Raw genomic sequence first — 21,819 nt, forward strand, 5'->3', positions numbered from 1 at the left:
GCCTACACAACCGTGTAGGCGGAGGTTCTTCTTCCTGCTATTCATTATTCACTATGGGCCCAAATGCGGCACGAATCAGCTCCAGCTGGCCGGGGATGCCGGTATCGATGAGAATGACGTCTTGCTCATCCCACAGGACCGTGGGGATGTAAGGATTGCTGTTGGTTGCCGCTCCTAGCGGAATCGTTGTAATGCCTGCGCCCAATTGAACCAAGTCGAACACCGCCTTATCAAGTTTGGTTACTCTCTCAATATTCCTCCGCTCCGGTGGAAAAACAAGCCCCTGTTGGCGGGAAGCGTTCGGCTAGTTGAACAATTTCAAGTTAGTTAGCATCCGCAAGGAGCGGAATTTGAAATTCCACGATCGTTCCTCCGTCAGACAGCTTGGAAACATGCATCCTTACCGAGTCGCCGTAGGAGAGCACGAGCCGTTGGTACACATTGAACACCCCGGTGTGCTCATGAAAATAAGGGTCGCCTTTGACGAGCTCTCCGCTAAGCATCCTGTTGAGCTTCTCCAAGTCCGCATCACGGATAGAGATTCCTGTGTTCGCAATGCGGACGACAAGCCCGGCGTCCTGCCGATGAATGTGAACGGCTAGTGTGAATTCGTCCGGCTTCATGGCTGGGGTCCAGCCGTATTTAAGGGCATTCTCGACGAACGGTTGGATCACGAGCTTCATAACCGGCACATCCATAAGCTCCGGGCTGACATGCCATTGGCACGGGACTTCAATGCCGTTACGGTAGCGGTGAATTTTCAAAAAGTGCGTAACAAACGCGATTTCTTCGCGCAAACTGGACCAGCCCTGGTCACTCCTCGCGTTATATCTCATCATGCGGGATACGCTCTGCACCATACTGCGGACCGCTTCGCCGTTCAGCTTCATGGCCAAGGATTCGATCGTTTCCAAGGTATTGAACAGAAAATGCGGATTGATTTGCGCTTGGAGCAGCAGCAGCTCTTTCTCCTTCTCCTTCACCTTGGATTCGTACAGTTGGTGTTCGACCCGCCGCAGACCGGAGATCAAGGGAAATGCAATGAAACAGGCGGCAACAATGCTGAGGAAAGCGATGAGCAGCGTCCACAGTCTGGATTCCTTCACGCCCTGCGCTATGGCATCGAAGGGGGTCAACAGCACCATCTGCCAGCCGGAGGGAAACATGTCTTGCGCGATAACCTCGAAGTGTTCACCCTGGGATTCAAACAAGAGCTCTTCACCCGGTGCTCCTCCTGTTTGAAGCGCAAGATGGAGATCGTCATGAAGCGCGCCGGGAAGCGGTTGTTTGGATATGATGTGTCCGCTAGCGGGATGGTATAATACAATTTGACCGTCGCCTGCCTCATAACTTCCATTCACGAGGGTTCGGAAATGCGAGGCTTTAATGTCAACGATTAACCATGCCTCAATTTCTCCGCTGATCAAGTAAGTGACCGGCCTGATCAGAGAGAGGCTTTCCTGCGGATTGCCCAGCGTATAATCGGTTGGATGAACCTGGCTCAGTACCGGCTTATTTACGGATACCGCTTGCTGAAATAGCGGATTCGAAGTAAAGTCATAGGTATAATTCATACTTTTCTGATTGGAATTATATAATATCTTACCTTCCCTATCATAATAGACGATGCCCTCAATTTCCGGATGGGATTGGAGCAGCGGGTCGAGCTTGGGCCGGAACGTCAGAATGCTGCCGGCTTGGCTGACGATATCGTCCTTGGGAATCTTGATGTACTTCTGGAAGCTCGAATCAATTAGAAGCGGATCCAGCGCTTGGTTGATTTCTTGAAGGGATTGCGAGACTTCTCTCGCAGCATAGCGGGCGAATTGCGATGATACCGCAGACGAATGAAGCAGGCTGGAGCGCACCATTTGGTAATGCCAGCTCAGACTGGCGAGCAAGATCGGGACGATCGTCATAATAAGCACGATCACTAGTATTTTGTATTTAAGCGAGAGCGGCAGAGCTCGGAGCGGGCTGCGCATCGTGCATTCTCCTTCCGGGGCATGAGATGTATTTTGTTATTTTACAATAAAACATACAGACAAGGTGGATTCATATGAAAATTTGCGTAGCGGACGATGAGCAGGAAGTTCGGCACAGCATCGTTGTGAAATTATCGGAATCGCACCCCCATGCGAACGTATTCGATGTAGGCTACGGGTTAGAGGCGTTGGAGCAAATCAAGCTTATACGTCCCGAGCTCGTCTTCCTGGATATCCGGATGCCTGAACTGGATGGCCTCGATATGCTGGCGAAGGTGATGCATGCGCTGCCCAAGACGAAGGTCGTCATGCTGACCGGCTACAGTCACTTTGAGTATGCGAAGAAAGCGGTGCATTACGGCGCCTCCGACTATTTGCTTAAACCCGCCGATGTCGATGAATTAAAGCAGCTCGTGCATACGGCCTATGACCGATTGTCCGAGCAGCTGGCCATTGAGCTGAGCGGCGCTCTGCAGGGCGGTGGCCAGGGGACAACGAAGATTCAGGGGACGTTCTTTGGTAACGTTTCTCCATGGTTTGATGACCGGGTGCCGAAGTCGATTGTATTTGAGGACGGCTCGAATCATACCGAATCGCATCCCAACGCCATATGCGGATTTGATTGCCAAGGGCAGAGAGTCCTGATTGTTCCGGCGGAGCCGGCTTACACAGGGGGGAGCTTCCGGGATTCGGGCGAGCTGTCCCGGATCTGGCCGGTGGAGTGGAAGGCCTGGGAGACGAAGCGCTTTTACGGGAACGGAGCGTTGCATAGCGGACGCTACAGGTCGAATGCGGATTCGGCAGGCGGCTGCAGGCTGAGTGTTGTCCGAGCGGTGAAGACAGCGGACCGGGAGAAGCTGGATGAAGCTTTGTCCGTATGGATGCAGGAGCTTCAAAGGCTTCAGGCCGATGTGGTTCGGGAGGAATGCGCGAAGCTCGTTACGCTGCTCGATTCGGACTTAACCGAAGGGCAGACCTTTCGTATTCTGGAGCACGGTCCTAAGGAGAGTTGGCTCCGGGAAGCGGAGCGCTTTCCGAGCTGGCAGGAGCTGAAGACCTGGTTGCTGGAGTGGGTGATGAGGCGGTTCGATCAATTGCATCCGGCCTCCGTCACGAGAGGCTCCGCGGACTGGTTCGATAAGGCGCTCAGTCTTCTGGAGCAGCGCGCCGATATGGACATCACCTTGGAATCGCTGGCGGCGGAAGCCGGTGTGCACCCGGTCACCCTAAGCCGAATGTTCAAGCAGCAAACCGGATTAAGCTTTATCAGGTACTTGACCAAGAAGCGCATGGAGAAAGCGAAGCGGCTGCTGGCATCCGGCGATCAGCCGATTACGAAGCTGGCCGAAAGCTTAGGTTATCAGGACCATCGTTATTTTACTACTTTATTTAAAAATGAGTGGGGGATGACGCCGGGGGACTTCCGCAAATTGCATGGTTCGGGCTGCGGGAACAAATAAACGGCTAAAAAATTCACCTGCGGGCTAAATTTTTCTCGCTGTTAACAGCTTACGGATGCCGTATGATGAAATTGCATTAAAACCAAGTATACCAATATGATTTTAATGGATGTCTACCGGAAAACCGGCGATGCAAAAACTTTTGTCGGAGGGGTTAGGATCTATGAAAAAAAGAAGATTAACCGGTTTGGCTTTGCTGCTAGCCGCAGGCGCGGCGATCAGCGGCTGCTCGAATAACGGGACAAGCGCGGCGGATCAGAAGATTGAAGGACCGAGCAAAGAGCAGGTTACGATCAAATTTTGGCACCGCTGGCCGGAGTCCCAGCAAGCCTTGGAGCAGGCGATCCAAGAATTCTCGCAAAAATACCCGAATATTAAAGTGGAGCTGCCGGCGATCGCCTCCTCCCAATATTCCACCCAGCTGCAGGCGGCTGTAGCGAGCAATGACCTGCCGGATATTTTCGCTAATAGCAACGCGGTTCCCGTCGATCAATTAAACCGTCTTGGCCTCATTCGCGATATTGACGATGCGGTACAGGGCTATAAGGATAAGTTCTATGAGGGCACTTGGACCGAGGGCTTCACCACGTTGAACGGGAAGGTGTATGCACTGCCTCATTTCACACCGCGCCGTTACGCTCACGTACTTTATTACAACAAGAATGTATTGAAAAACGCCGGCTTATCCGAGAACGACGTGCCTAAGAGCTGGGATGATTTCGTTAAGGTCGGGGCCAAAATCAAACAAAGCGGCAGCGACGTATATCCGTTAATTTTGGGCATTAAAACCGACTGGCTGGTGAGCGGTTATTTGGGGCAGATGGGGACGGCGATTAAGCCGGAGGTTGTTCCCAATGACGGCTTTAATCTGAAAACAGGACAATATGAATTCGATTCGCCTGGGTACGTGGAGAGCATTGAGTTTATTAAAAAGCTTCAGGACGAGAAGCTGCTTCATCCGAACAGTCTGGTCATCGATTACAGGGAAGCGTCCAGTCTGTTTGCCGGAGGCAAGGCGGCCTTCGTCATCGACGGCACATTCCTGTCCTCGGAGCTTCAGCAGAATAACAAATTTAATGATTTTGGCGTTGCACCGCTGCCGACGAAGGACGGTAAGCCACAATATTATGCGTTCCAGGGGGAAACGAAAGCGACGCTGCATGTAAGCAAGAACACGAAGCATTATGAGGAAGTCAAGCTGTTCCTGCAGTTCTACATGGATCGCTATTACGCCAAACAGCTGGAGCTTGGCATCGAGGGGTCACCGATTATTGAACAAAACAAAACGGTCAAGATCGACAACCCCCCATTCGTTGAAGCACAGAACATTCAGGATAAAACGTTTATTCTCTCGCCTCATCCGTACACGCGCACCCGTGCAGCGGTTCAAGTGAATACGGAGCTCAACGGGAAGAAGCCGAAGGAAACGGTCGGTAAAATTATGGAAGGATATTTGGCGGGGCAAGTGAAGGATGTGAAGGCCCAGCTGTCACAATTGACTGCAGGCTATAACAAAGCGCTGCAGGAATCGATCGACAAGGTGAACAAGTCCGGAACGCCCGTGCGGCAGTCGGATTACCAATTCCCTAACTGGGTACCGTTTCAGCCGTATTCGACAGAGAAATATAACGAGCTGAGCAAATAAGCGCGAGCCAGCAAGCAGGAGGGCAGCGGCAAGGCTTACGCCCGAGACTGCCCGAGAACTGCGGCCGGCTGCAGCCCGGAAGGAGGAACATCCGTGAGTCGCACTGCATCCATGATTCGATGGCCGGCTTCCCGGCGGACGCGAATCCGTTACCTGTGGGCCTACGTACTGATCGGTCCGCAGGTCATCTTTTTCCTTGCATTTACCGTGTATCCGATCGTGATGAGCTACGTGTATTCTTTCTATGAATGGAGCGGATTCGGTCCCCTCGAAAACTTCATCGGTTGGGATAATTTCATTAAGCTAGTCCATGAACATGCGTTCTGGAATGCGTTTCGCAACAGTATGATCTACATGACGGCCAAGACGTTGATTCTGATGCCGACTTCGCTCTTGCTCGCACTCATTCTGAACCGGGCTTTGTTCAAAGGTAAGGTCATTTACCGGACGGTGTACTTTTTACCGGTCGTAACGACCACGTCGACGGTGGGTATCGTGATGAAATTCATTTTCGGCAACGAAAATGCGTTGGTCAACGAGGTTCTGATAGCGCTGGGAGCCCTATCCGATCCGATCCCGTGGCTCGGTCAGGCCGGTACCGCCATGCTCGTTCTGATCCTCATCGGCTCGTGGAAATTTTTCGGCATGGTGCTGGTCTACTGGCTCGCCGGGCTGCAATCCCTGCCGAAGGACGTTTACGAGGCGGCGAAGACGGACGGGGCGAACGGACTGCAAACGCTGCGGTATATTACGCTTCCGCTGCTGGCGCCGGTCGCCGCCGTGATTCTTTTGCTGACGGTGGTCAACAGCATGCATGTATTCGATTTAGTCAAAACGTTAACGGGCGGAGGGCCGTTCTACGCGACCGAGACAGTGGATCTGTATATTTATAATTTCGCATTCAGCACAAGCGGCTTCCCGCAGATCGGCTATGCGTCGGCGGCGGGCATTGTATTTGGCGTTGCGATATTCCTGTTGACAGCGCTTCTCGGTCTCCTCGCGAAGCGGCTGCAGCGGTCAGGAGGCAGGGGATGATAACAAGACACAAAGCTCGTCTGGCGGATGGTTTGCTTCATATCGTGCTGACGGTCCTCGGCTTCATCTGGATTTATCCTTTCATCTGGATGATCTTCTCGTCTCTGAAGACGAATCAGGAGTATATCACTTCGGGGTTGAAGCTCCTACCCGCGTCTATGCAGTGGCTGAACTATGTGCGCGCATGGAAGGTTGGCCACTTCTCGGATTACTTCATCAACTCGGTCATCGTGACGGTGTCTACGGTCGCTATCGTTACGCTGCTGTGCATGTGGACCGGCTATGCGCTCGGGCGTGTCCAATTCCCGGGAAGGAAGCTGCTCGTGGTTGTCTTCAGCGCTACCATGTTTATACCTAAGGGATACACCATCATCCCGGTATATATGATCGTGAAGCAGTTGGGCCTTCTTAACACGATGCCCGGTATTATTTTGGCCGAATCGTCCGGCGCCCATGTGCTGTTCATTCTCTTGTTCATGGCTTATTTCCATGGCTTGCCCAAGGAGCTGGAGGAGTCCGCGGAGATGGACGGAAGCGGGTTTCTGCGGATCTTTTGGCAGATTATGCTGCCTCTGTCGAAGCCGATTATCGCGACAACGATCATTATGCAGTTCATATGGACATGGAATTCGTTTTTTGTGCCGCTCGTCTTTACATTGAATAAACCCGAGCTGCGAACGCTTGCAGTCGGTATGTTTTCGTTCGCGGGCGAGCATACGATCGATTGGTCCGGTATGGCTGCCGGCGCATCCATTTCGCTGGTGCCCGTCATCTTTGTCTTCATTGTATTCCAGAAATATTTCATCGAAGGTATTTCCGGCTCAGTCAAAGGCTAAACAATTTAACCAAGGAGGCTGCTCGATATGAAGAACAAACCGCATATTGTCATTTTCAATCCTGACCAGTGGAGGGGGGACGTCCTCGGTCATGTCGGGAACGCTGCGGCGGTAACGCCGGTGCTCGACCGGCTGGTCGAAACCGAGGCCGTTTCGTTCCGCAGCGCCTTTTGCCAAAATCCCGTATGTACGCCGAGCCGATGCTCGTTCATGAGCGGCTGGTATCCGCATGTCCGGGGGCATCGCACGATGTTCCATATGATGCAGCCGGATGAGCCGGTTCTGCTTCGCACGTTGAAGGAACAGGGCTACTCCGTATGGTGGGGCGGGAAGAACGATTTGGTGCCTGCCGAGAACGGGTATGACGATTACTGCGATATCAAATATAACCCAGAGAAGCAGCCGCGCCCGGAAACGAACCTCCATGGGCATGATGAGTGGAGGGGCGAGCCCGAAGGGGACAATTATTACTCCTTCTACGCCGGCAAGCTGGAGAAAGACCCGGCTGAGGAAGCTTATTATGACAACGACTGGGCGAATGTGCTGGGGGCCATCGAATTTATCAAGAATGCTCCTGCGGACCAGCCGATTTGTCTTTATCTACCCTTGCTTTACCCTCATCCGCCTTATGGCGTGGAGGAGCCTTGGTTCAGCCGGATCGACAGGCAGAAGCTGCCGCCAAGAATTCCTGCACCCGGTAACTGGGACGGCAAGCCAAGTCTGCTTAAGGGGATTTACGAACGGCAGCATCTGCAAGCGTGGACGGAGGAACGCTGGGACGAGCTGCGGGCGACCTATTACGGGATGTGCGCCCGGGTGGATCATCAGTTCGGCTTGCTTCTCGATGCTTTGAAGGAAGCCGGCATATATGACGATACGGCGGTGTTCTTCTTCTCCGATCACGGCGATTTCACGGGAGATTACGGGCTCGTGGAGAAAACTCAGAATACGTTCGAGGATACGCTAACCCGGGTCCCCTTCGTTATTAAGCCGCCGAAGCACATTCCCGTCGTACCGCGTGTCAGCGAAGCTTTGGTGGAGCTGGTCGATTTCCCCGCAACGGTCGAGGCTCTGCTTGACTTGAAGCCGGAGCATACCCATTTCGGACGTTCGCTTCTGCCGCTACTGGCCGGAGAAACGGATGAACATCGCGACGCGGTCTTCTGCGAAGGCGGGAGAATTCACGGCGAGACTCACTGCATGGAGAAGGACAGCGTCGCCCAAACGACGCCAACCGGCTTATATTGGCCCAGAGTGGGCTTGCAGCAAAGCGAAGGGGCGGAGCATACGAAGGCTGTCATGTGCCGCACCCAAACGCACAAGTATGTGAGGCGGCTATATGAAACGGATGAGCTTTACGATCTGGTAAGCGATCCGGGCGAAACGCTCAATCGGATCGACGATCCTTCCTATGCCGGCGTTCTTGCCGAACTGAAGGACCGGCTGCTGACCTTCTATCAAGAAACGGCGGATGCGGTGCCGCATAAGACAAATCGGCGCTTTTAGCAGCGGTACACAAGGAGAGTCTTGCACAGGGATGCAAGGCTCTTCTTATTTGGTGTAGAGTAGAGAGGAATAGGTATATAGGTGTTACCTATAAGGTCTATATCGATCATATATTAGACGAATAAAGCTTAGTTGTCTTATTATGTACTAATATTCATCCCGCGGCAGCGGCTGCAATATGAATTGTACATTACATCATAAGTGAGGACTGAAAGCATGAACACTGTTGCAAAAGTAAGTAGTTTTGTAGGAAGAACATTTTCGGTGTGGGTGATCGTTTTCGCATGTCTGGGATTTTTCTTCCCTCAGGTATTTATACCGCTAAAGGGTTATATCTCGATTTTTCTAGGCATCGTCATGTTCGGGATGGGGCTTACGCTGTCATCCGCTGATTTCCGTGAAGTATTCCGCCGTCCGCTTGAAGTGTTAATCGGCGTTGTCGGCCATTATATGATTATGCCCCTGCTCGCATACGGGCTGGCCATTTTGTTGAAGCTTCCCCCTGAAATAGCTGTCGGTGTCATTCTTGTCGGCTGCTGCCCAAGCGGGACTTCCTCCAATGTCATGGCGCTGCTGGCCAAAGGGGATGTCGCACTTGGCGTTTCCATCGCTTCCGTTTCCACGTTGATCGCACCTCTGGCAACGCCTGCGTTAATCAGCTTGCTGGCAGGCCGCTGGATGCCGATTGACGGCGGAGCTCTTATTAAAGACATTTTGATGGTTGTTATTTTCCCAATTATTCTTGGTGTTATCGTCAAAAGCTTGTTTAAAAAGCAGGCGGAAGCAAGTGTGCTTGCACTTCCGCTCGTTTCCACTGTGGCGATTGTCATTATCGTCGCAATCGTAGTTGGCGGCAGCAAAGCCAAAATTGTGGAAAGCGGATTGCTCATTTTTGCGGTCGTTATTTTGCACAATGGTCTCGGGTATTTGTTGGGGTACTGGTTCGCCAAGCTGTTCCGCATGAATTACAGCAAACGCAAAGCCGTTCTGTTCGAGACAGGCATGCAGAATTCGGGGCTAGGCGCTGCATTGGCATCGGCTCATTTCAGCCCGATCGCTGCGGTCCCAAGCGCCATCTTCAGCGTATGGCACAACATTTCAGGATCGCTGTTGGCGACCTGGTTTGCGCGCCGCGCTGAGAAAGCGGAGATGAAGGAAATGAACTCCGCTACGTAGAACATGTACTGCTTCAGTAGAGTAACCGGGAGGTAGGATCATGACTGTCAAAGAAACAGCGATGAAACGAAAAGAAATATTGCTTATTACTGCGGTAGCTCTCGGCACTCTGCTGAATCCTCTGAATACGACCATGATTTCGGTCGCTTTGGCCCGTTTGCAGGAAGATTTCCAGCTTACATTCGCTGATGTATCGTGGCTAATCTCCACTTATTATTTGGCCAGCGCGATCGGACAGCCGCTAATGGGCAAGTGGAGCGACTTGTTCGGCCGCAAGAAAGTGTTCATGCTGGGGCTGCTGCTCGTCACCTTATCGTCGAGTCTCGCTCCGTTGTCCCCCAGCTTCGGTTGGCTGATCGGATTTCGGATCATTCAGGCTCTGGGCAGCTCGGCATTGTTCCCATCCGGTATGGGCATGATTCGCAGTCAAATCACGTCCAATCAAGCGAAGGCGCTCGGCATACTATCGATATTCTCAAGCACTTCCGCGGCATTCGGTCCCTCGCTTGGCGGATTCTTGTTGCATTATGGCGATTGGCCGCTTATTTTCCTCTGCAACTTTCCTTTCATTATCGGTTCATTCGTGCTCGCCTGGAAACTTTTCCCAAGAGATCCGAAAACGACAGGACGTGCGGCGGATATGGATTGGTGGGGGGTAGCGTTATTCTCTGCAACGATCTTCATGTGGTTGCTGTTCTTCTTGTCTTTGGCAGACCGGGTAAGTATATGGGAACTCTTGGTTGGGGTAGGATTGTCAGTCCTGCTGTACCGGTATGAACGCAGGCATAGCAAGCCCTTCATCAATGTTACTTTCTTACGGAATAATATGACGGTCACCCGTATTTACGCCCAGTTCATTTTGACGAATATAGCCTTCTATTCCATTATGTTCGGTATTCCGTCTTATTTGCAGCGTGTTCAGAAGATGGACCCGCAGCAAACAGGCCTCGTGATGCTGTCGATCGCCGGCGTCAGCGTATTGGTTACGCCCTTGGTCGCCCGGTGGATCGACCGCTCCGGCTCGAAGCCGCCGCTAATCGCCGGCACAGCTCTGGTCGTTGGAGGAAGCCTGCTTCTGCTAGTCATCCAGGACCAGGCGAGCGCAGTGACGATCTTCCTGGTGTTATGCGTGCTGGGGATCGCAAACGGCTTTAATAATTTGGGGATGCAGACAGCGCTCTACCATTTCGTAACGAAAGAAGAAACCGGCATTGCCTCGGGGCTTTTCATGACTTCCCGGTTCATCGGTACTATTCTTTCATCCAGTTTACTCGCAGCACTCTTCGGCAAAAACATTACGACCCCTCATCTGCACAGCATGGCATGGACATGTGCGGTCCTTGGATTGCTAATGCTTGCCCTGACGGCGCGAATGCCAAGCGGGAATGTACACAAAGCGGTTGAATGACAGCAGCATAGAATAGTCAGAAACAGGGAGCAGATTGCCGCGCGGCAGCAGCTCCCTGTTTTTTTCAATTGGAGATAGGCAGGGTCACTTCAATCCTCGTGCCTTTGTTGATTTCACTTTCAACATGAATGTTCCCGGAGTGATTCTCGATGATTTTTTTACTCACCATGAAGCCCAATCCGGTTCCTTTTTCTTTGGTCGTATAGAAGGGTTGTCCTAATTTGGAGAGAACTTCCGGAGGAATTCCGCAGCCTTGGTCGGTAATACGGATCACAATCTCTTGATCATGATCACAAAAGATTTCAATCGTTATTTTACCGCCTTCCGGCATGGACTCGATGGAATTCTTGATAAAATTGATGAAAACCTGTTTCAATTGGTTTTCATCACAATACAGATGCGTAGCGCCCGGCTTGAATTCAAACGAAAATTGAATATTGTTAAGGTTCGCTTGCGAATCCAAAAGTGTCATCACCTGGCTTAATAACACCCGGATATCTTTTCTCTCATACTTAATCGATTGCGGTTTGGCAAGGATCAGCAGTTCGCTTAGAATCAATTCTATCCGTTCGATTTCGGAGGTGATGATATCATAATATTTCTGTTTCTCTCCGAATCCGGATTTCATGAATTGGATGAACCCTTTGATGGAGGTGATCGGGTTCCTGATCTCATGGGCGATCCCTGCAGCCAACTGCCCAGCTACCGTTAACTTTTCAGAATTTTGCAGGTGATCTTGGGCAATTTTCCACTCTGTAATATCCCTGATGGTGACGGACCACCCCAATTGATTCCCTTTACTATCGAGTGTAGGCGAAGCGGTTAAAATGACATTCAAAGCTTCCCCGTTTTTACGTTTACGGATCGTATCGACGCCGATGATCGGCTGTCCGCCTTTCACTTGTTCACGCAAATGCTTGAACTCGTCGACACGATCAGCAGGAATGAACGGAAGTTTATGCAATTCGGTGCCAACGACCTCTTCCTTAGACCACCCGAATATATGCTCGAATGCTTTGTTAACGCGTTGAACAACACCATCGGAGTTGAATAATAGAATGGCATCCGCATTATTTTCGATAAAAGACTCCAATTGCTCTTTTTTCGTTTGCAGCTCCTCTTCCGCACGCTGGCGATCCGTGACGTCCCGGCATATGCCAGTGATCCCGATAATCTCACCAGACCGATCTCGAAGCGGGGATAACGTCGCTTCTACCTGGATGAGAACTCCGTCTTTTCGCTCACGGGTGGTTTTCAAACCCACAACCGTTTCTCCCGCTTTTATATGCTGATGGACGTTGTCTATGGAAGCTTTGAGATGGTCAGGGATAATAGGCAGCTTCTTGCCTGTAATCTCTTCGGCAGACCATCCGAATAATGTTTTAAATGCAGGATTGACTTTTAAAAGGGTATCCTCTCTATCTATCATCCAGATGGCATCCGCATTGTTTTCAATGAAGGACTCCAATTGCTCTGTTTTCGCTTGCAGCTCCTCTTCGGCACGCTTGCGATCCGAAATGTCCCGACATATACCTGTGATGCCGATGATCGTTCCGGCACGATCGCGAAGCGGGGATAACGTGGCGTTCACATGGATGAAACTACCGTCTTTTCGCTGACGCGTGGTTTCCAAGCCCACAACCGTTTCTCCCGCTTTGATCCCTTGATGTATCTTATCCATTGAAGCTTGGAGAAAGTCAGGAATAATGGGCAGTTGCTGCCCCTTTATCTCTCCAGCAGTCCATCCGAACAGCGTTTCGAACGCAGGATTCACTTTCATAAGGATCCCCTCAATATCGATGATCCAAATGGCGTCCGCATTATTTTCAATAAAAAACTCCAATTGCTCTGTAGAATATTCGAATGCTTGAGACAATATTTCTGCTTGAGAGAAATCCAAACCAGACAGCCCCCTAATCTACACTAGTTTCCTTTAAATGAATTGGACAAAAGAAGTGAGATTCCTTTAAATGGACGGATGTGTCATTGTAATCGCCAAATCGCCAACCTATCGTGCAAGCAAGTGATAAAGTAAGTTACATCTAGGTAACTTACTTTCATTCTGGATATTATGTGAGAAATTTTTCACTACTTTCATTTAATCATATACGATTGCTATAATAGTAGAGCCTGAAATTGAAAATATTAGGAGGTAGCACCGAAATGAAATATCGTAAATTAGGGCTTTCCGGATTAAAAGTCAGTGAGATCAGCTTGGGTAGCTGGTTGACTTATGGCGGGTATGTAGAACGTGAGAATGCGGTCAATTCCATTCATAAAGCTTATGAATTGGGGATTAATTTTTTTGATACAGCGAATGTGTACGAGCGCGGTGAGGCGGAGAAGGTCGTCGGCGAGGTTCTGAAAGCGTATCCGAGGCACTCCTATGTGCTGGCGACCAAAGTCTTTGGCCAGATGGGCGATGGGCCGAATGACAGGGGGCTTTCCCGCAAACATATTTTTGAGCAGCTGCATGCGAGCTTAAAACGGTTGGATACGGATTATGTGGATGTATATTACTGCCACCGCTTTGATAAAGAAACACCGATCGAGGAAACGCTGCGTGCGCTGGACGACCTCGTCACACAAGGCAAAGTGCTCTACGTCGGCGTGAGCGAATGGACGGCAGCCCAAATGGCGCAGGCTTTGGCTGTGGCCGATAAGTACTTGCTGGATCGAATCATCGTCAATCAGCCTATTTATAACCTTTTCAACCGGTATATCGAGAAAGAAGTGATCCCGCTTGGCGAGCAGCAAGGAATCGGTCAGGTGGTTTTCTCGCCGTTGGCACAAGGCCTGCTGACAGGGAAATACAAGTCCGTTGCCGATATTCCGCAAGATAGCCGGGCGGCGAAGCTGGACAATTTCCGCAAAGGTCTCACAGAAGAGAACATCGCGAAAGTGAATCGGCTTGAAGCTGTGGCCGCAGAGCTGAACATGTCCATCGGGAACTTGGCGCTTGCGTGGATTTTGCGTCAGCCTAATGTGGCTAGCGCACTGGTAGGGGCAAGCCGTCCGGAACAGGTGGAAGAGAACGTGAAAGCCTCTGAGATCACCTTATCCGCTGATGTTCTGGAACGCGTAGAAGCGATAATGACTAATTCGTAAGCTGAAGGAAGGAGTCAGTCATCATGGACAAACGGGCTTATGGCAAGACGGGCATGCAGGTTAGTGTTCTGGGCTTCGGAGGCGCAGAGATCGGGTTCTCGGGTGCATCGCCGGACAGCGTGGATAAGCTGCTGGGCCGTGCGCTCGATGCCGGCCTTAACGTGATCGATACCGCGGAATGCTATAACATTAGCGAAGAGTTAATCGGTCAAGCGGTCTCGCACCGGCGTGACGATTACTATTTATTCACCAAATGCGGCCATGCGTCGGGGCTTGAGCTTCCGGACTGGGACCCGAAATTGTTGGAGCTGAGCATCGACCGCAGCTTAAAACGCTTGAGAACGGAATACGTAGACGTCATACATCTGCATAGCTGCTCGGAAGCCATCCTTCGGCGCGGTGAGGTGATCGAAGTGCTGCAGCGTGCGAAGGAACAAGGGAAGACGCGTTTCATCGGCTACAGCGGCGATCATAAAGCCGGCTTGTATGCGGTTCAATCAGGCGCATTCGATTCGCTGGAAACTTCCATTAACATTGCGGATCAGGAAGCCATCGAATTAACGATTCCTGCAGCCATGCAAGCAGGCATGGGCGTCGTTGTTAAACGGCCGATTGCCAATGCGGCTTGGAAGACGGGACAGAGGCCGGATAGCAGCTATCATCATACCTATTGGGACCGGCTGCAGCAGTTGAACTACGATTTTTTGCAAGGTGAGCTGAATGAATCTGTAGCCACCGCTTTACGATTCACGTTAACGGTACCGGGTGTCCACACCGCCATCGTCGGCACAGCGAATCCTGACCGGTGGTTGGCCAACGCCAAACTGCTTGAACAAGGTAATCTGTCTCAAGAAGCTTATCAGGCTATTCGCAGCAGATGGCAAGAGGTTGCCCAGGATGATTGGATCGGTCAAGGTTAGACGGCGAAGAACAGACCCGCGTGTTTGCGCGGGTTTTTGATGTGTGGCGAGTAAGGACCGGAGGGGACACGATATGGCCCAGGAAGTTACGATTCAAGAATATACGCCCAAATGGCTGGAAGCGTATGAACAAGAGCACAAGGAGATCCGCCTCGCTTTACAAGACAAAGCCGTTTCTATCGAACATATTGGAAGTACCTCGGTAGTTGGATTACCTGCTAAGCCCATCCTGGATATTGCGGTTGGCGTGAATCGGCTTCATGAAGCAGACTCTTGGATAGAACCGTTAAGTAAGCTCGGTTATGAATATGTTCCGAAACCGGAGTTTCCCAACCGCCGTTTTTTTCGTAAAGGCGAATGGAGAAAAGGGACACATCACCTTCACGTCTATGAGGTATCCGGTGTGGAATGGGCCCATAACCTGTTATTTCGTGATTACCTTAGAACCCATCCTGACAAATTATTGGAATATGCGAATCTGAAGAAGCAGCTTGCAAGCTTATATTCGGAAGATAGAGCGCTTTATACGGAAATGAAAGCACCTTTCATCCAATCCGTCATCGAATTGGCGAAGCAACTCCATTGATAGAGGCTAAGGCAACCGGCGATATCGGTTGCCTTTTCGCGTTTTAAACGGGATCTGTTGGGGATGGAGGCATTGCTCTCGGAGGCAACTTCTGCTAAGATAAACTAAACTTATTAAAATGCTTTAATAAGTTCGACACGTTTTTTGAAAAGAGGCTCTGATCGACATGACCAATACGTTTAAAACGCCGAAAGAGATGAGGGAACCGCTGATTTACCGTATCCGCGCAGGGCTTATCACAATGGGAAGCGCAACGAAAGCAGAACTCAGTCAGCGGTTGGGAATCAGCTTCCCCACGATCAGCAAGTTTATGGCTCAGATGGAGAAGGACGGAGAAATCCGCTATACAGGCGATGATGATTCCAGCGGAGGCAGAAGAGCCAAACGGTATGCGTACGATCCGGAATACATGTTGGGGTTGGCGGTTTTTATTGAGAAGAACGAGACGAATTATTCGATATTTAACTGTGTGGGAGAGGTTAAGGAGCAGGGAACGAAGCCAAGTGTCCTACAGCAAGATGCGGATCTGCTTGCGGACCTTATCGAAACGCTGATCGAGAAATATCCAAGGCTTCGTTCCATTGCGATCGGGGTGCCTGGCGCCGTGAACAATGGGAAAATTATTTTCATCCCGCCGTATCAGCATTTCGTTAACTATGATTTGAAAGAAGAGTTTGAATCCCGGTTTCAAATACCGGTCGTGGTCGAAAACGATATGAATGCCTCGGTGCTTGGCTATGCGTCGAACTTCGAAATCGAGAACGAATCGCTGATTTATTTGTATTTCGGGCAGAACGGGCCGGGCTCCGGCATTATGATCAATGGCGATGTCGTGCGAGGCAGCACATCTTTCTCGGGTGAGATATCCTTCGTGCCGCAGTACGATAATCGCTCCTTCGCTCAAGCTCTGCAGAGGGAAGCGGGCGATGGCCGGCTTGTCTTGGCCGGAGACAACCAGATCGATGCGGTCGCCCGCTTAGTTGCCGCATTCGCCGCCATCCTTAACCCTAGGGCGGTCGTTTTTTGCGATGATGAGGTGGATGAAGCGCTTCTGAACAGGATTGCGGACAGAAGTGCAGCCTATATTCCGCGAGAACATTTGCCATTGCTCCTGATGAGCGATTGGCGGCAGGACTACTTGACCGGTTTGGAGCAATTAGCGCTTAATCTGATGATTACGGATTGTTGCTAGAATTCAGATCTTAAGTCCAATCCCAATAAATGTCTGCGAAGGAGTGTTACAATGGCAACCGTGTTCTTAATCATCATTTATGCGGCATTCATTAGCCTGGGAATTCCGGATTCTCTGTTGGGTTCGGCGTGGCCTGTGATGCGGTCCGACATGGGAGCTTCCTTCGGCTTCGCGGGAGTCTTGTCCATGATTGTGGCCGGAGGGACCATCGTGTCCAGCCTGCTCAGCGGGAGTCTGGTGCGTCGAATAGAGACCGGTAAAATTACGCTGATCAGCTGCTGTCTTACGGCAGGCGCTCTGCTCGGCTTCGCTATGGCGCCGTCGGTGGTCTGGCTTATCGTTGCCGCCGTTCCGCTTGGCATCGGCGGAGGGGCTATTGATGCGGCGCTTAATCATTATGTAGCTGACAATTATAAGGCTCATCACATGAACTGGCTGCACTGCTTTTGGGGAGTAGGGGCTACGATAGGGCCCATCATCATGTCATTTTATATGCAGGAACATTACTCTTGGAGAGAGGGTTATACGGCGGTATCCATCATCCAGTTCTCACTAGCTGTCCTCTTGTTGGCTACACTTCCCCTATGGAAACGTGTTGCTGCAATCAGGAAGACGGAGCAGCCGAACAATGTGCCTCCGATAGGTGATGCCGGACCCGAACGGATAATTGAAGACAGTGCCCAACATGCTAACGTGCTCCGGATCAAAGGGGTTAAACATACGCTCTTCGCCTTCCTGTTCTATTGCGGGGTTGAATCCACGGTAGGATTGTGGGGGGCTAGCTATCTAGTCGGGGCCAAGCATATGACAGCCGAGACAGCTGCCGGGTGGATTGCATTGTATTATGGCGGCATCACACTTGGAAGGCTGGTAACCGGCTTTATTACCCTGAAAATCCACAATCGCGTGCTGATCCGGTCCGGTCAGATCATTGCCCTTGCGGGCGGTATCATGGTGCTGCTTCCTCTGCCTCAACTTTTCATGGCAGGGCTCATTTGTATCGGACTTGGGCTTGCCCCCATCTATCCCGGTCTGCTTCATGAAACGCCGGCGCGCTTCGGAAGGGAAAATTCCGCCAAGCTAATGGGATATCAGATGGCTGTCGCCTATACGGGAACCACCTTGCTGCCTCCGCTCTTCGGATGGCTGGCTGCTCGGACGGATATTGCTTTATTCCCGATTGTTGTGCTTGCTTTTACTGTTCTGATGATGATCTGTGCTGAGAAAGTAAATCGTCTTCTGAGCAAGCAAACGTATTCTGGCATCGGGTAATCTCCAACGTAACGGATCCGCAGATCGGCGGTAGAGCGTTCCGATGAAAAGCCATCTCGCGGCTGCTCTCCTGCCGCCATCCATACAGGCTAACACGAGTCAGTATGCGTCCATTACGTACCAGAAGCGTCTTCGTAGCTACAAGATGAAAGGAAGCATGAGTCGTAAGGGAAATTGTTACGACAACGCTTGCATTGAATCTTTTCATAGCATTTTGAAGAAAGAACTTATTTATTTAAACAAGTTCAAAACGCGGGCAGAAGCGAAATACAAGATCTTTGAATACATCACCTGTTTCTACAATGGAAAAAGAATACATTCTTCCATAGGGTACCGGACGATGCTCGGCCGCATGGCGAGAGCCGATGGTGCTCGACCGCCGGATGTTTGCGAACGGAACCTTCGCGCGGTTAAAGGACTCGAACAAGCGGTTATTCGTTCGCAGTATATATCTGCAGGGATTATTCTTCAAGAATCCGGCGGGGTTGGAGGAGCGGCTCAAGCCTGCGGCGCCTTGGCTTGCCCGGCTGCAGGCCTATGCCGAACAGGAAGGCATGACCGTGGCGGAGCTTGCTTTCTCCTACATTCACCATATGCCGGGGATTGCCAGCATCGTCTTCGGCGCAGAGTCGCCGGAGCAGGTTCACGAGAATATAGCACTTCTTCGCACGAAGGCCATTCGGGAGCAGACGCTGCAGGAGATGGCGCTTGCGTTCGCCGAGGTGCCGGACTACGTAATCACGCCGTCCCGTTGGTATAATTGAATGGAGAAATATGGGAGGTAACTATGGCGAAGTATGTGAAGCAGGGACAAGTTCAGGCCGGGTATACATGCATGGAAGATGCCGTCTATAAGACCGTTAGAGACGTCATTCAGGACGTCGCGGCCAACCAAGATGCGGCCGTCCGCAAGCTGTCGGCGCAATTCGATCAATGGTCGCCGGAGAGCTTTCGCTTGAGCGAGGCACAAATTCAAACAATCATCGCCCGTGTGCCGGACCGGGTCAAGGACGATATTCGCTTCGCGCAGCAGCAGGTGAGAGGATTTGCGGAGAAACAGCTCGCAACTATGCAAGACCTGGAGGTCGAGACGCTGCCCGGCGTCATCCTCGGCCATAAACACATCCCGGTCAGCAGCGTCGGTTGCTATATTCCCGGCGGGCGCTATCCGATGGTCGCCTCCGCGCATATGAGCATCTTGACGGCGAAGGTCGCCGGCGTCCGGCGCGTCATGGCTTGCACCCCGCCGATTAAGGGGGAGATCCCGGCGGCGACGATTTGCGCGATGGCTTATGCCGGCGCAGACGAGATTTACGTGCTCGGAGGCATTCAGGCGATGGCCGCGATGGCGCTCGGAACGGAGACTATCGAGCCCGTCGACATGCTGGTCGGACCGGGCAACGCCTATGTCGCCGAAGCGAAGCGCCAGCTCTTCGGCAAGTTCGGCATTGACCTGATCGCGGGTCCGACGGAGGTGCTCGTTATCGCGATCATACCGCTGATAGCGAGATGGTGGCCGTCGACCTCCTCGGGCAGGCCGAGCACGTGCCGACGTCCCCGGCGGCGCTCATTACGACCTCCGAGGCGCTTGCGCGAGAGACGCTGGTCGAGATCAAGAAGCAGCTGCTGACACTCCCGACCGCCGACGTTGCGGGTGCGGCCTGGCGGGACTATGGCACGGTGCTCGTCGTGGATAGTAAGGAGGAAGCCGTTCGGGAAGCTGACAGGCTCGCATACGAGCATGTGGAGGTGCTGACGGAGGATCCGGTTTATTTCCTGGGGAATATGAAAAACTATGGCGCCTTGTTTCTCGGACCTGAAACGAATGTCGCTTATGGCGATAAGGCGATTGGTACGAATCACACGCTGCCGACCAAAGGCGCAGCCAGGTATACCGGCGGCTTGTGGTAGGCAAGTTTCTGAAACCTTGCACGTACCAGCGCTGTACGGAAGAAGTGAGTCACTTGGTCGGCTCGTACGTTTCGCGGCTGTGTGAAATTGAAAATTTCATGGGCCACAAGGAACAGGCGGATCTGCGGGTACGGCGTTATGGCGGCGGGCAGCAGATGGTGTAATTCCATATGGTGAGATGAGGACGACTGTTATTCCGGGAACGGGATAGCAGTCGTTATTTTTTTCGTATGAAGGGTAGAAGGGCTTTCAACGAAAGCCAGGATGCACGAAATACGATCCTAACCCATCACCCGTAACTGGAATTTCTCCTTTTAAAACTTCGAAAACCCCCTCTCACTGACGCGATAACTGGAAATTCTCCTGCTAATTCCGCCAAATTTGGCGCATTTATCCAACTCGTATTGCTTTTAACTGGAGACATTCCTGCTATTCCTTCTGCAAGAGAGTTAGGTTGCGGAATAACGGGAGTTTTTCCATGTATCGCTTGGCGGGGGGCGGAGTGCTGGATGGGTAATCCGTTTTGACAGTCGGCAGCCGATTTAAATTCCATAAGGTGGTAATTAGACGACTGTTATTCCGAGAACGGGATAGCAGTCGTTATTTTTTGTATGGAGGGTGGAAGGGCTTTCAACGAAAGCCAGGATGCTCAGGAAAGGAAGGAGCTCCTTACCTCGGATCACCCATAACTGGAATTTCTCCTTTTTTAAACTTCGAAAAACCCCTCGCTCTGACGGGACAACTGGAATTTCTCCTGCTAATTCCGCCCAATTTGCTGCATTTATCCAATTGGTGTTGTTTTTAACGGGAGATATTCCTGCTAATCCTTCTGCAACAGAGTTAGGTTGCGGAATAACAGGAGTTTTTCCATGTATCGCTTGGCGGGGCGGAGTGGTGGACGGTCGATCGATGGGTTTCACCTATGGAGGACGCGATACAAGCCTCTATGTTAGTTGGATTGCTTTTTATTGATAAAAACATAATTATATTCGGTAATTATTTATTGATAAACGATAAATAATATGTTAAATTAAAAATCGAAAATAACGATGTGAGGTGGTTTTAATGAAACGGGGAACAACTCTCTTTCTGAAGGCAGCGCTGGTTCTGATTGGTCTGCCGGTAATTGCGCTATGCATATTTGTAGTGCCCAAGATCGGAGAATTTGCGGCAGAATTGTATCCGGACATGGCGTATTTGAAATATCTCTTTTACATGGATTTGTATGCAACGGCGATTCCTTTTTTCTATGCGCTTTATCAAGCCTTTCAACTTTTGAACTATATCGACAAGAACAAGGCTTTCTCGGAGCTATCCGTACAGGCTTTGAAGAGCATTAAACACTGTGCCGTCGCATTCGGCATGTTGTATGTGGTGGGGATGCCGCTCCTGTATCTCCTTGCGGAGAAGGATGATGCCCCAGGTATCATCTTGATCGGATTGGTCTTGATTTTCGCGTCTATGGTGATTGCCGTTTTCGCCGCTGTTCTCCAGAAGCTTCTGCAAGAGGCTATCGATATTAAATCTGAAAATGATCTGACGGTCTGAGGTGAGTATAATGGCGATAATCATCAATGTTGACGTGATGTTGGCGAAGCGGAAAATGAGTGTAACGGAGCTATCGGAGCGGGTGGGAATTACGATGGCGAACCTGTCCGTATTGAAAAATGGAAAGGCCAAAGCCATTCGGTTTTCGACTTTAGAGGCGATTTGTAAGGCTTTGGATTGCCAGCCTGGAGATATTTTGGAGTACAAAATGGATGACGATGAATAGGGGGA

At 51.2% G+C, this 21,819-nt stretch carries 19 protein-coding genes and 2 pseudogenes; 17 read left to right on the top strand and 4 right to left on the bottom strand.

Features of this window, described 5'->3' with window-relative positions:
• Positions 1-37 precede the first annotated feature (37 nt).
• Both J2X61_RS15690 and J2X61_RS15695 read right to left on the bottom strand, forming a co-directional pair.
• A complete protein-coding gene (locus J2X61_RS15690; RefSeq protein WP_310188971.1) occupies positions 38-214 on the bottom strand; it encodes a hypothetical protein in 177 nt (58 codons plus the stop codon).
• A 109-nt stretch (positions 215-323) separates the two neighbouring features.
• Positions 324-1,985 (bottom strand): cache domain-containing sensor histidine kinase, encoded by a 1,662-nt coding sequence (locus tag J2X61_RS15695; RefSeq protein ID WP_310188973.1) that lies wholly within the window; start codon positions 1,983-1,985, stop codon positions 324-326.
• A gap of 74 nt (positions 1,986-2,059) precedes the next feature.
• Here J2X61_RS15695 and J2X61_RS15700 point away from each other — a divergent pair, with 74 nt between their 5' ends.
• The 7 genes from J2X61_RS15700 to J2X61_RS15730 all read left to right on the top strand — a co-directional run bounded on the left by J2X61_RS15700 (position 2,060) and on the right by J2X61_RS15730 (position 11,051).
• Positions 2,060-3,445 carry a response regulator transcription factor gene (locus tag J2X61_RS15700; RefSeq protein ID WP_274467654.1) on the top strand — a complete coding sequence of 462 codons (1,386 nt, stop codon included), beginning with the start codon at positions 2,060-2,062 and terminating at the stop codon, positions 3,443-3,445.
• 163 nt (positions 3,446-3,608) lie between these two features.
• Positions 3,609-5,090, top strand: coding sequence for an ABC transporter substrate-binding protein (locus J2X61_RS15705; protein WP_310188975.1), 1,482 nt, complete (start codon positions 3,609-3,611; stop codon positions 5,088-5,090).
• Between the two features lie 93 nt (positions 5,091-5,183).
• Complete coding sequence (locus tag J2X61_RS15710; protein WP_310188977.1) at positions 5,184-6,125, top strand: carbohydrate ABC transporter permease; 942 nt, start codon at positions 5,184-5,186, stop codon at positions 6,123-6,125.
• The gene (locus J2X61_RS15715; RefSeq protein ID WP_274467657.1) at positions 6,122-6,961 is read left to right on the top strand and encodes a carbohydrate ABC transporter permease; all 840 of its coding nucleotides are present in this window, start codon (positions 6,122-6,124) and stop codon (positions 6,959-6,961) included. Before J2X61_RS15710 ends, J2X61_RS15715 begins: the two co-directional genes overlap by 4 nt.
• 27 nt (positions 6,962-6,988) lie before the next feature.
• Positions 6,989-8,467: a sulfatase family protein gene (locus tag J2X61_RS15720; RefSeq protein WP_310188979.1), complete on the top strand. Its 1,479-nt coding sequence runs from the start codon at positions 6,989-6,991 to the stop codon at positions 8,465-8,467.
• Positions 8,468-8,683: 216 nt separating this feature from the next.
• Positions 8,684-9,643: a bile acid:sodium symporter family protein gene (locus J2X61_RS15725; protein ID WP_274467659.1), complete on the top strand. Its 960-nt coding sequence runs from the start codon at positions 8,684-8,686 to the stop codon at positions 9,641-9,643.
• Positions 9,644-9,683: 40 nt separating this feature from the next.
• Positions 9,684-11,051 (top strand): MFS transporter, encoded by a 1,368-nt coding sequence (locus J2X61_RS15730; RefSeq protein ID WP_274467660.1) that lies wholly within the window; start codon positions 9,684-9,686, stop codon positions 11,049-11,051.
• 64 nt (positions 11,052-11,115) lie between these two features.
• On the opposite strand, the gene J2X61_RS15735 is transcribed toward J2X61_RS15730, so the two are convergent.
• Positions 11,116-12,951, bottom strand: coding sequence for a PAS domain-containing sensor histidine kinase (locus J2X61_RS15735; protein WP_274467661.1), 1,836 nt, complete (start codon positions 12,949-12,951; stop codon positions 11,116-11,118).
• A 263-nt stretch (positions 12,952-13,214) separates the two neighbouring features.
• Here J2X61_RS15735 and J2X61_RS15740 point away from each other — a divergent pair, with 263 nt between their 5' ends.
• The 8 genes and pseudogenes from J2X61_RS15740 (at position 13,215) to hisD (ending at position 20,204) form a co-directional block, all read left to right on the top strand.
• Complete coding sequence (locus tag J2X61_RS15740) at positions 13,215-14,159, top strand: aldo/keto reductase family protein (RefSeq protein ID WP_310188983.1); 945 nt, start codon at positions 13,215-13,217, stop codon at positions 14,157-14,159.
• A gap of 23 nt (positions 14,160-14,182) precedes the next feature.
• Entirely contained in the window at positions 14,183-15,079 is an 897-nt protein-coding gene (locus tag J2X61_RS15745) for an aldo/keto reductase (RefSeq protein ID WP_310188984.1), read from the top strand.
• 73 nt (positions 15,080-15,152) lie between these two features.
• Positions 15,153-15,665, top strand: coding sequence for a GrpB family protein (locus tag J2X61_RS15750; protein WP_310188986.1), 513 nt, complete (start codon positions 15,153-15,155; stop codon positions 15,663-15,665).
• A gap of 166 nt (positions 15,666-15,831) precedes the next feature.
• A complete protein-coding gene (locus J2X61_RS15755; RefSeq protein WP_274467665.1) occupies positions 15,832-16,857 on the top strand; it encodes an ROK family transcriptional regulator in 1,026 nt (341 codons plus the stop codon).
• Between the two features lie 51 nt (positions 16,858-16,908).
• Positions 16,909-18,129, top strand: a complete 1,221-nt coding sequence (locus J2X61_RS15760; RefSeq protein WP_310188989.1) for an MFS transporter — start codon at positions 16,909-16,911, stop codon at positions 18,127-18,129.
• Positions 18,130-18,229: 100 nt separating this feature from the next.
• Positions 18,230-18,469 (top strand): annotated as a pseudogene (locus J2X61_RS15765) (integrase core domain-containing protein); the annotation flags it as partial.
• A 43-nt stretch (positions 18,470-18,512) separates the two neighbouring features.
• Positions 18,513-18,893 (top strand): aldo/keto reductase, encoded by a 381-nt coding sequence (locus tag J2X61_RS15770; RefSeq protein ID WP_310188991.1) that lies wholly within the window; start codon positions 18,513-18,515, stop codon positions 18,891-18,893.
• A 23-nt stretch (positions 18,894-18,916) separates the two neighbouring features.
• A pseudogene (gene hisD / locus J2X61_RS15775) lies at positions 18,917-20,204 on the top strand (histidinol dehydrogenase).
• 399 nt (positions 20,205-20,603) lie between these two features.
• Here hisD and J2X61_RS15780 read toward each other — a convergent pair.
• Positions 20,604-20,960, bottom strand: coding sequence for a hypothetical protein (locus J2X61_RS15780; protein WP_310188994.1), 357 nt, complete (start codon positions 20,958-20,960; stop codon positions 20,604-20,606).
• Between the two features lie 145 nt (positions 20,961-21,105).
• Between J2X61_RS15780 and J2X61_RS15785 the strand changes: the two genes are divergently transcribed.
• Together J2X61_RS15785 and J2X61_RS15790 are read left to right on the top strand one after the other, a co-directional pair.
• A complete protein-coding gene (locus tag J2X61_RS15785; RefSeq protein WP_274467668.1) occupies positions 21,106-21,588 on the top strand; it encodes a DUF2975 domain-containing protein in 483 nt (160 codons plus the stop codon).
• Between the two features lie 10 nt (positions 21,589-21,598).
• Positions 21,599-21,814 (top strand): helix-turn-helix domain-containing protein, encoded by a 216-nt coding sequence (locus J2X61_RS15790; RefSeq protein WP_310188997.1) that lies wholly within the window; start codon positions 21,599-21,601, stop codon positions 21,812-21,814.
• The last annotated feature ends 5 nt before the right edge of the window (positions 21,815-21,819 follow it).

The organism is Bacillus sp. 3255, assembly GCF_031456485.1.
Classification (GTDB): Bacteria; Bacillota; Bacilli; order Paenibacillales; family NBRC-103111; genus Paenibacillus_E.

Bases quoted from the DNA above. Each gene is read 5' to 3' on its own strand.
- J2X61_RS15745 (WP_310188984.1), top strand. From the start codon at position 14,183: ATGGACAAACGGGCTTATGGCAAGACGGGCATGCAGGTTAGTGTTCTG.
- J2X61_RS15740 (WP_310188983.1), top strand. From the start codon at position 13,215: ATGAAATATCGTAAATTAGGGCTTTCCGGATTAAAAGTCAGTGAGATC.
- J2X61_RS15695 (WP_310188973.1), bottom strand. From the start codon at position 1,985: ATGCGCAGCCCGCTCCGAGCTCTGCCGCTCTCGCTTAAATACAAAATA.
- J2X61_RS15700 (WP_274467654.1), top strand. From the start codon at position 2,060: ATGAAAATTTGCGTAGCGGACGATGAGCAGGAAGTTCGGCACAGCATC.
- J2X61_RS15770 (WP_310188991.1), top strand. From the start codon at position 18,513: ATGTTTGCGAACGGAACCTTCGCGCGGTTAAAGGACTCGAACAAGCGG.
- J2X61_RS15790 (WP_310188997.1), top strand. From the start codon at position 21,599: ATGGCGATAATCATCAATGTTGACGTGATGTTGGCGAAGCGGAAAATG.
- J2X61_RS15785 (WP_274467668.1), top strand. From the start codon at position 21,106: ATGAAACGGGGAACAACTCTCTTTCTGAAGGCAGCGCTGGTTCTGATT.
- J2X61_RS15750 (WP_310188986.1), top strand. From the start codon at position 15,153: ATGGCCCAGGAAGTTACGATTCAAGAATATACGCCCAAATGGCTGGAA.
- J2X61_RS15720 (WP_310188979.1), top strand. From the start codon at position 6,989: ATGAAGAACAAACCGCATATTGTCATTTTCAATCCTGACCAGTGGAGG.
- J2X61_RS15705 (WP_310188975.1), top strand. From the start codon at position 3,609: ATGAAAAAAAGAAGATTAACCGGTTTGGCTTTGCTGCTAGCCGCAGGC.
- J2X61_RS15730 (WP_274467660.1), top strand. From the start codon at position 9,684: ATGACTGTCAAAGAAACAGCGATGAAACGAAAAGAAATATTGCTTATT.
- J2X61_RS15755 (WP_274467665.1), top strand. From the start codon at position 15,832: ATGACCAATACGTTTAAAACGCCGAAAGAGATGAGGGAACCGCTGATT.
- J2X61_RS15725 (WP_274467659.1), top strand. From the start codon at position 8,684: ATGAACACTGTTGCAAAAGTAAGTAGTTTTGTAGGAAGAACATTTTCG.
- J2X61_RS15715 (WP_274467657.1), top strand. From the start codon at position 6,122: ATGATAACAAGACACAAAGCTCGTCTGGCGGATGGTTTGCTTCATATC.
- J2X61_RS15760 (WP_310188989.1), top strand. From the start codon at position 16,909: ATGGCAACCGTGTTCTTAATCATCATTTATGCGGCATTCATTAGCCTG.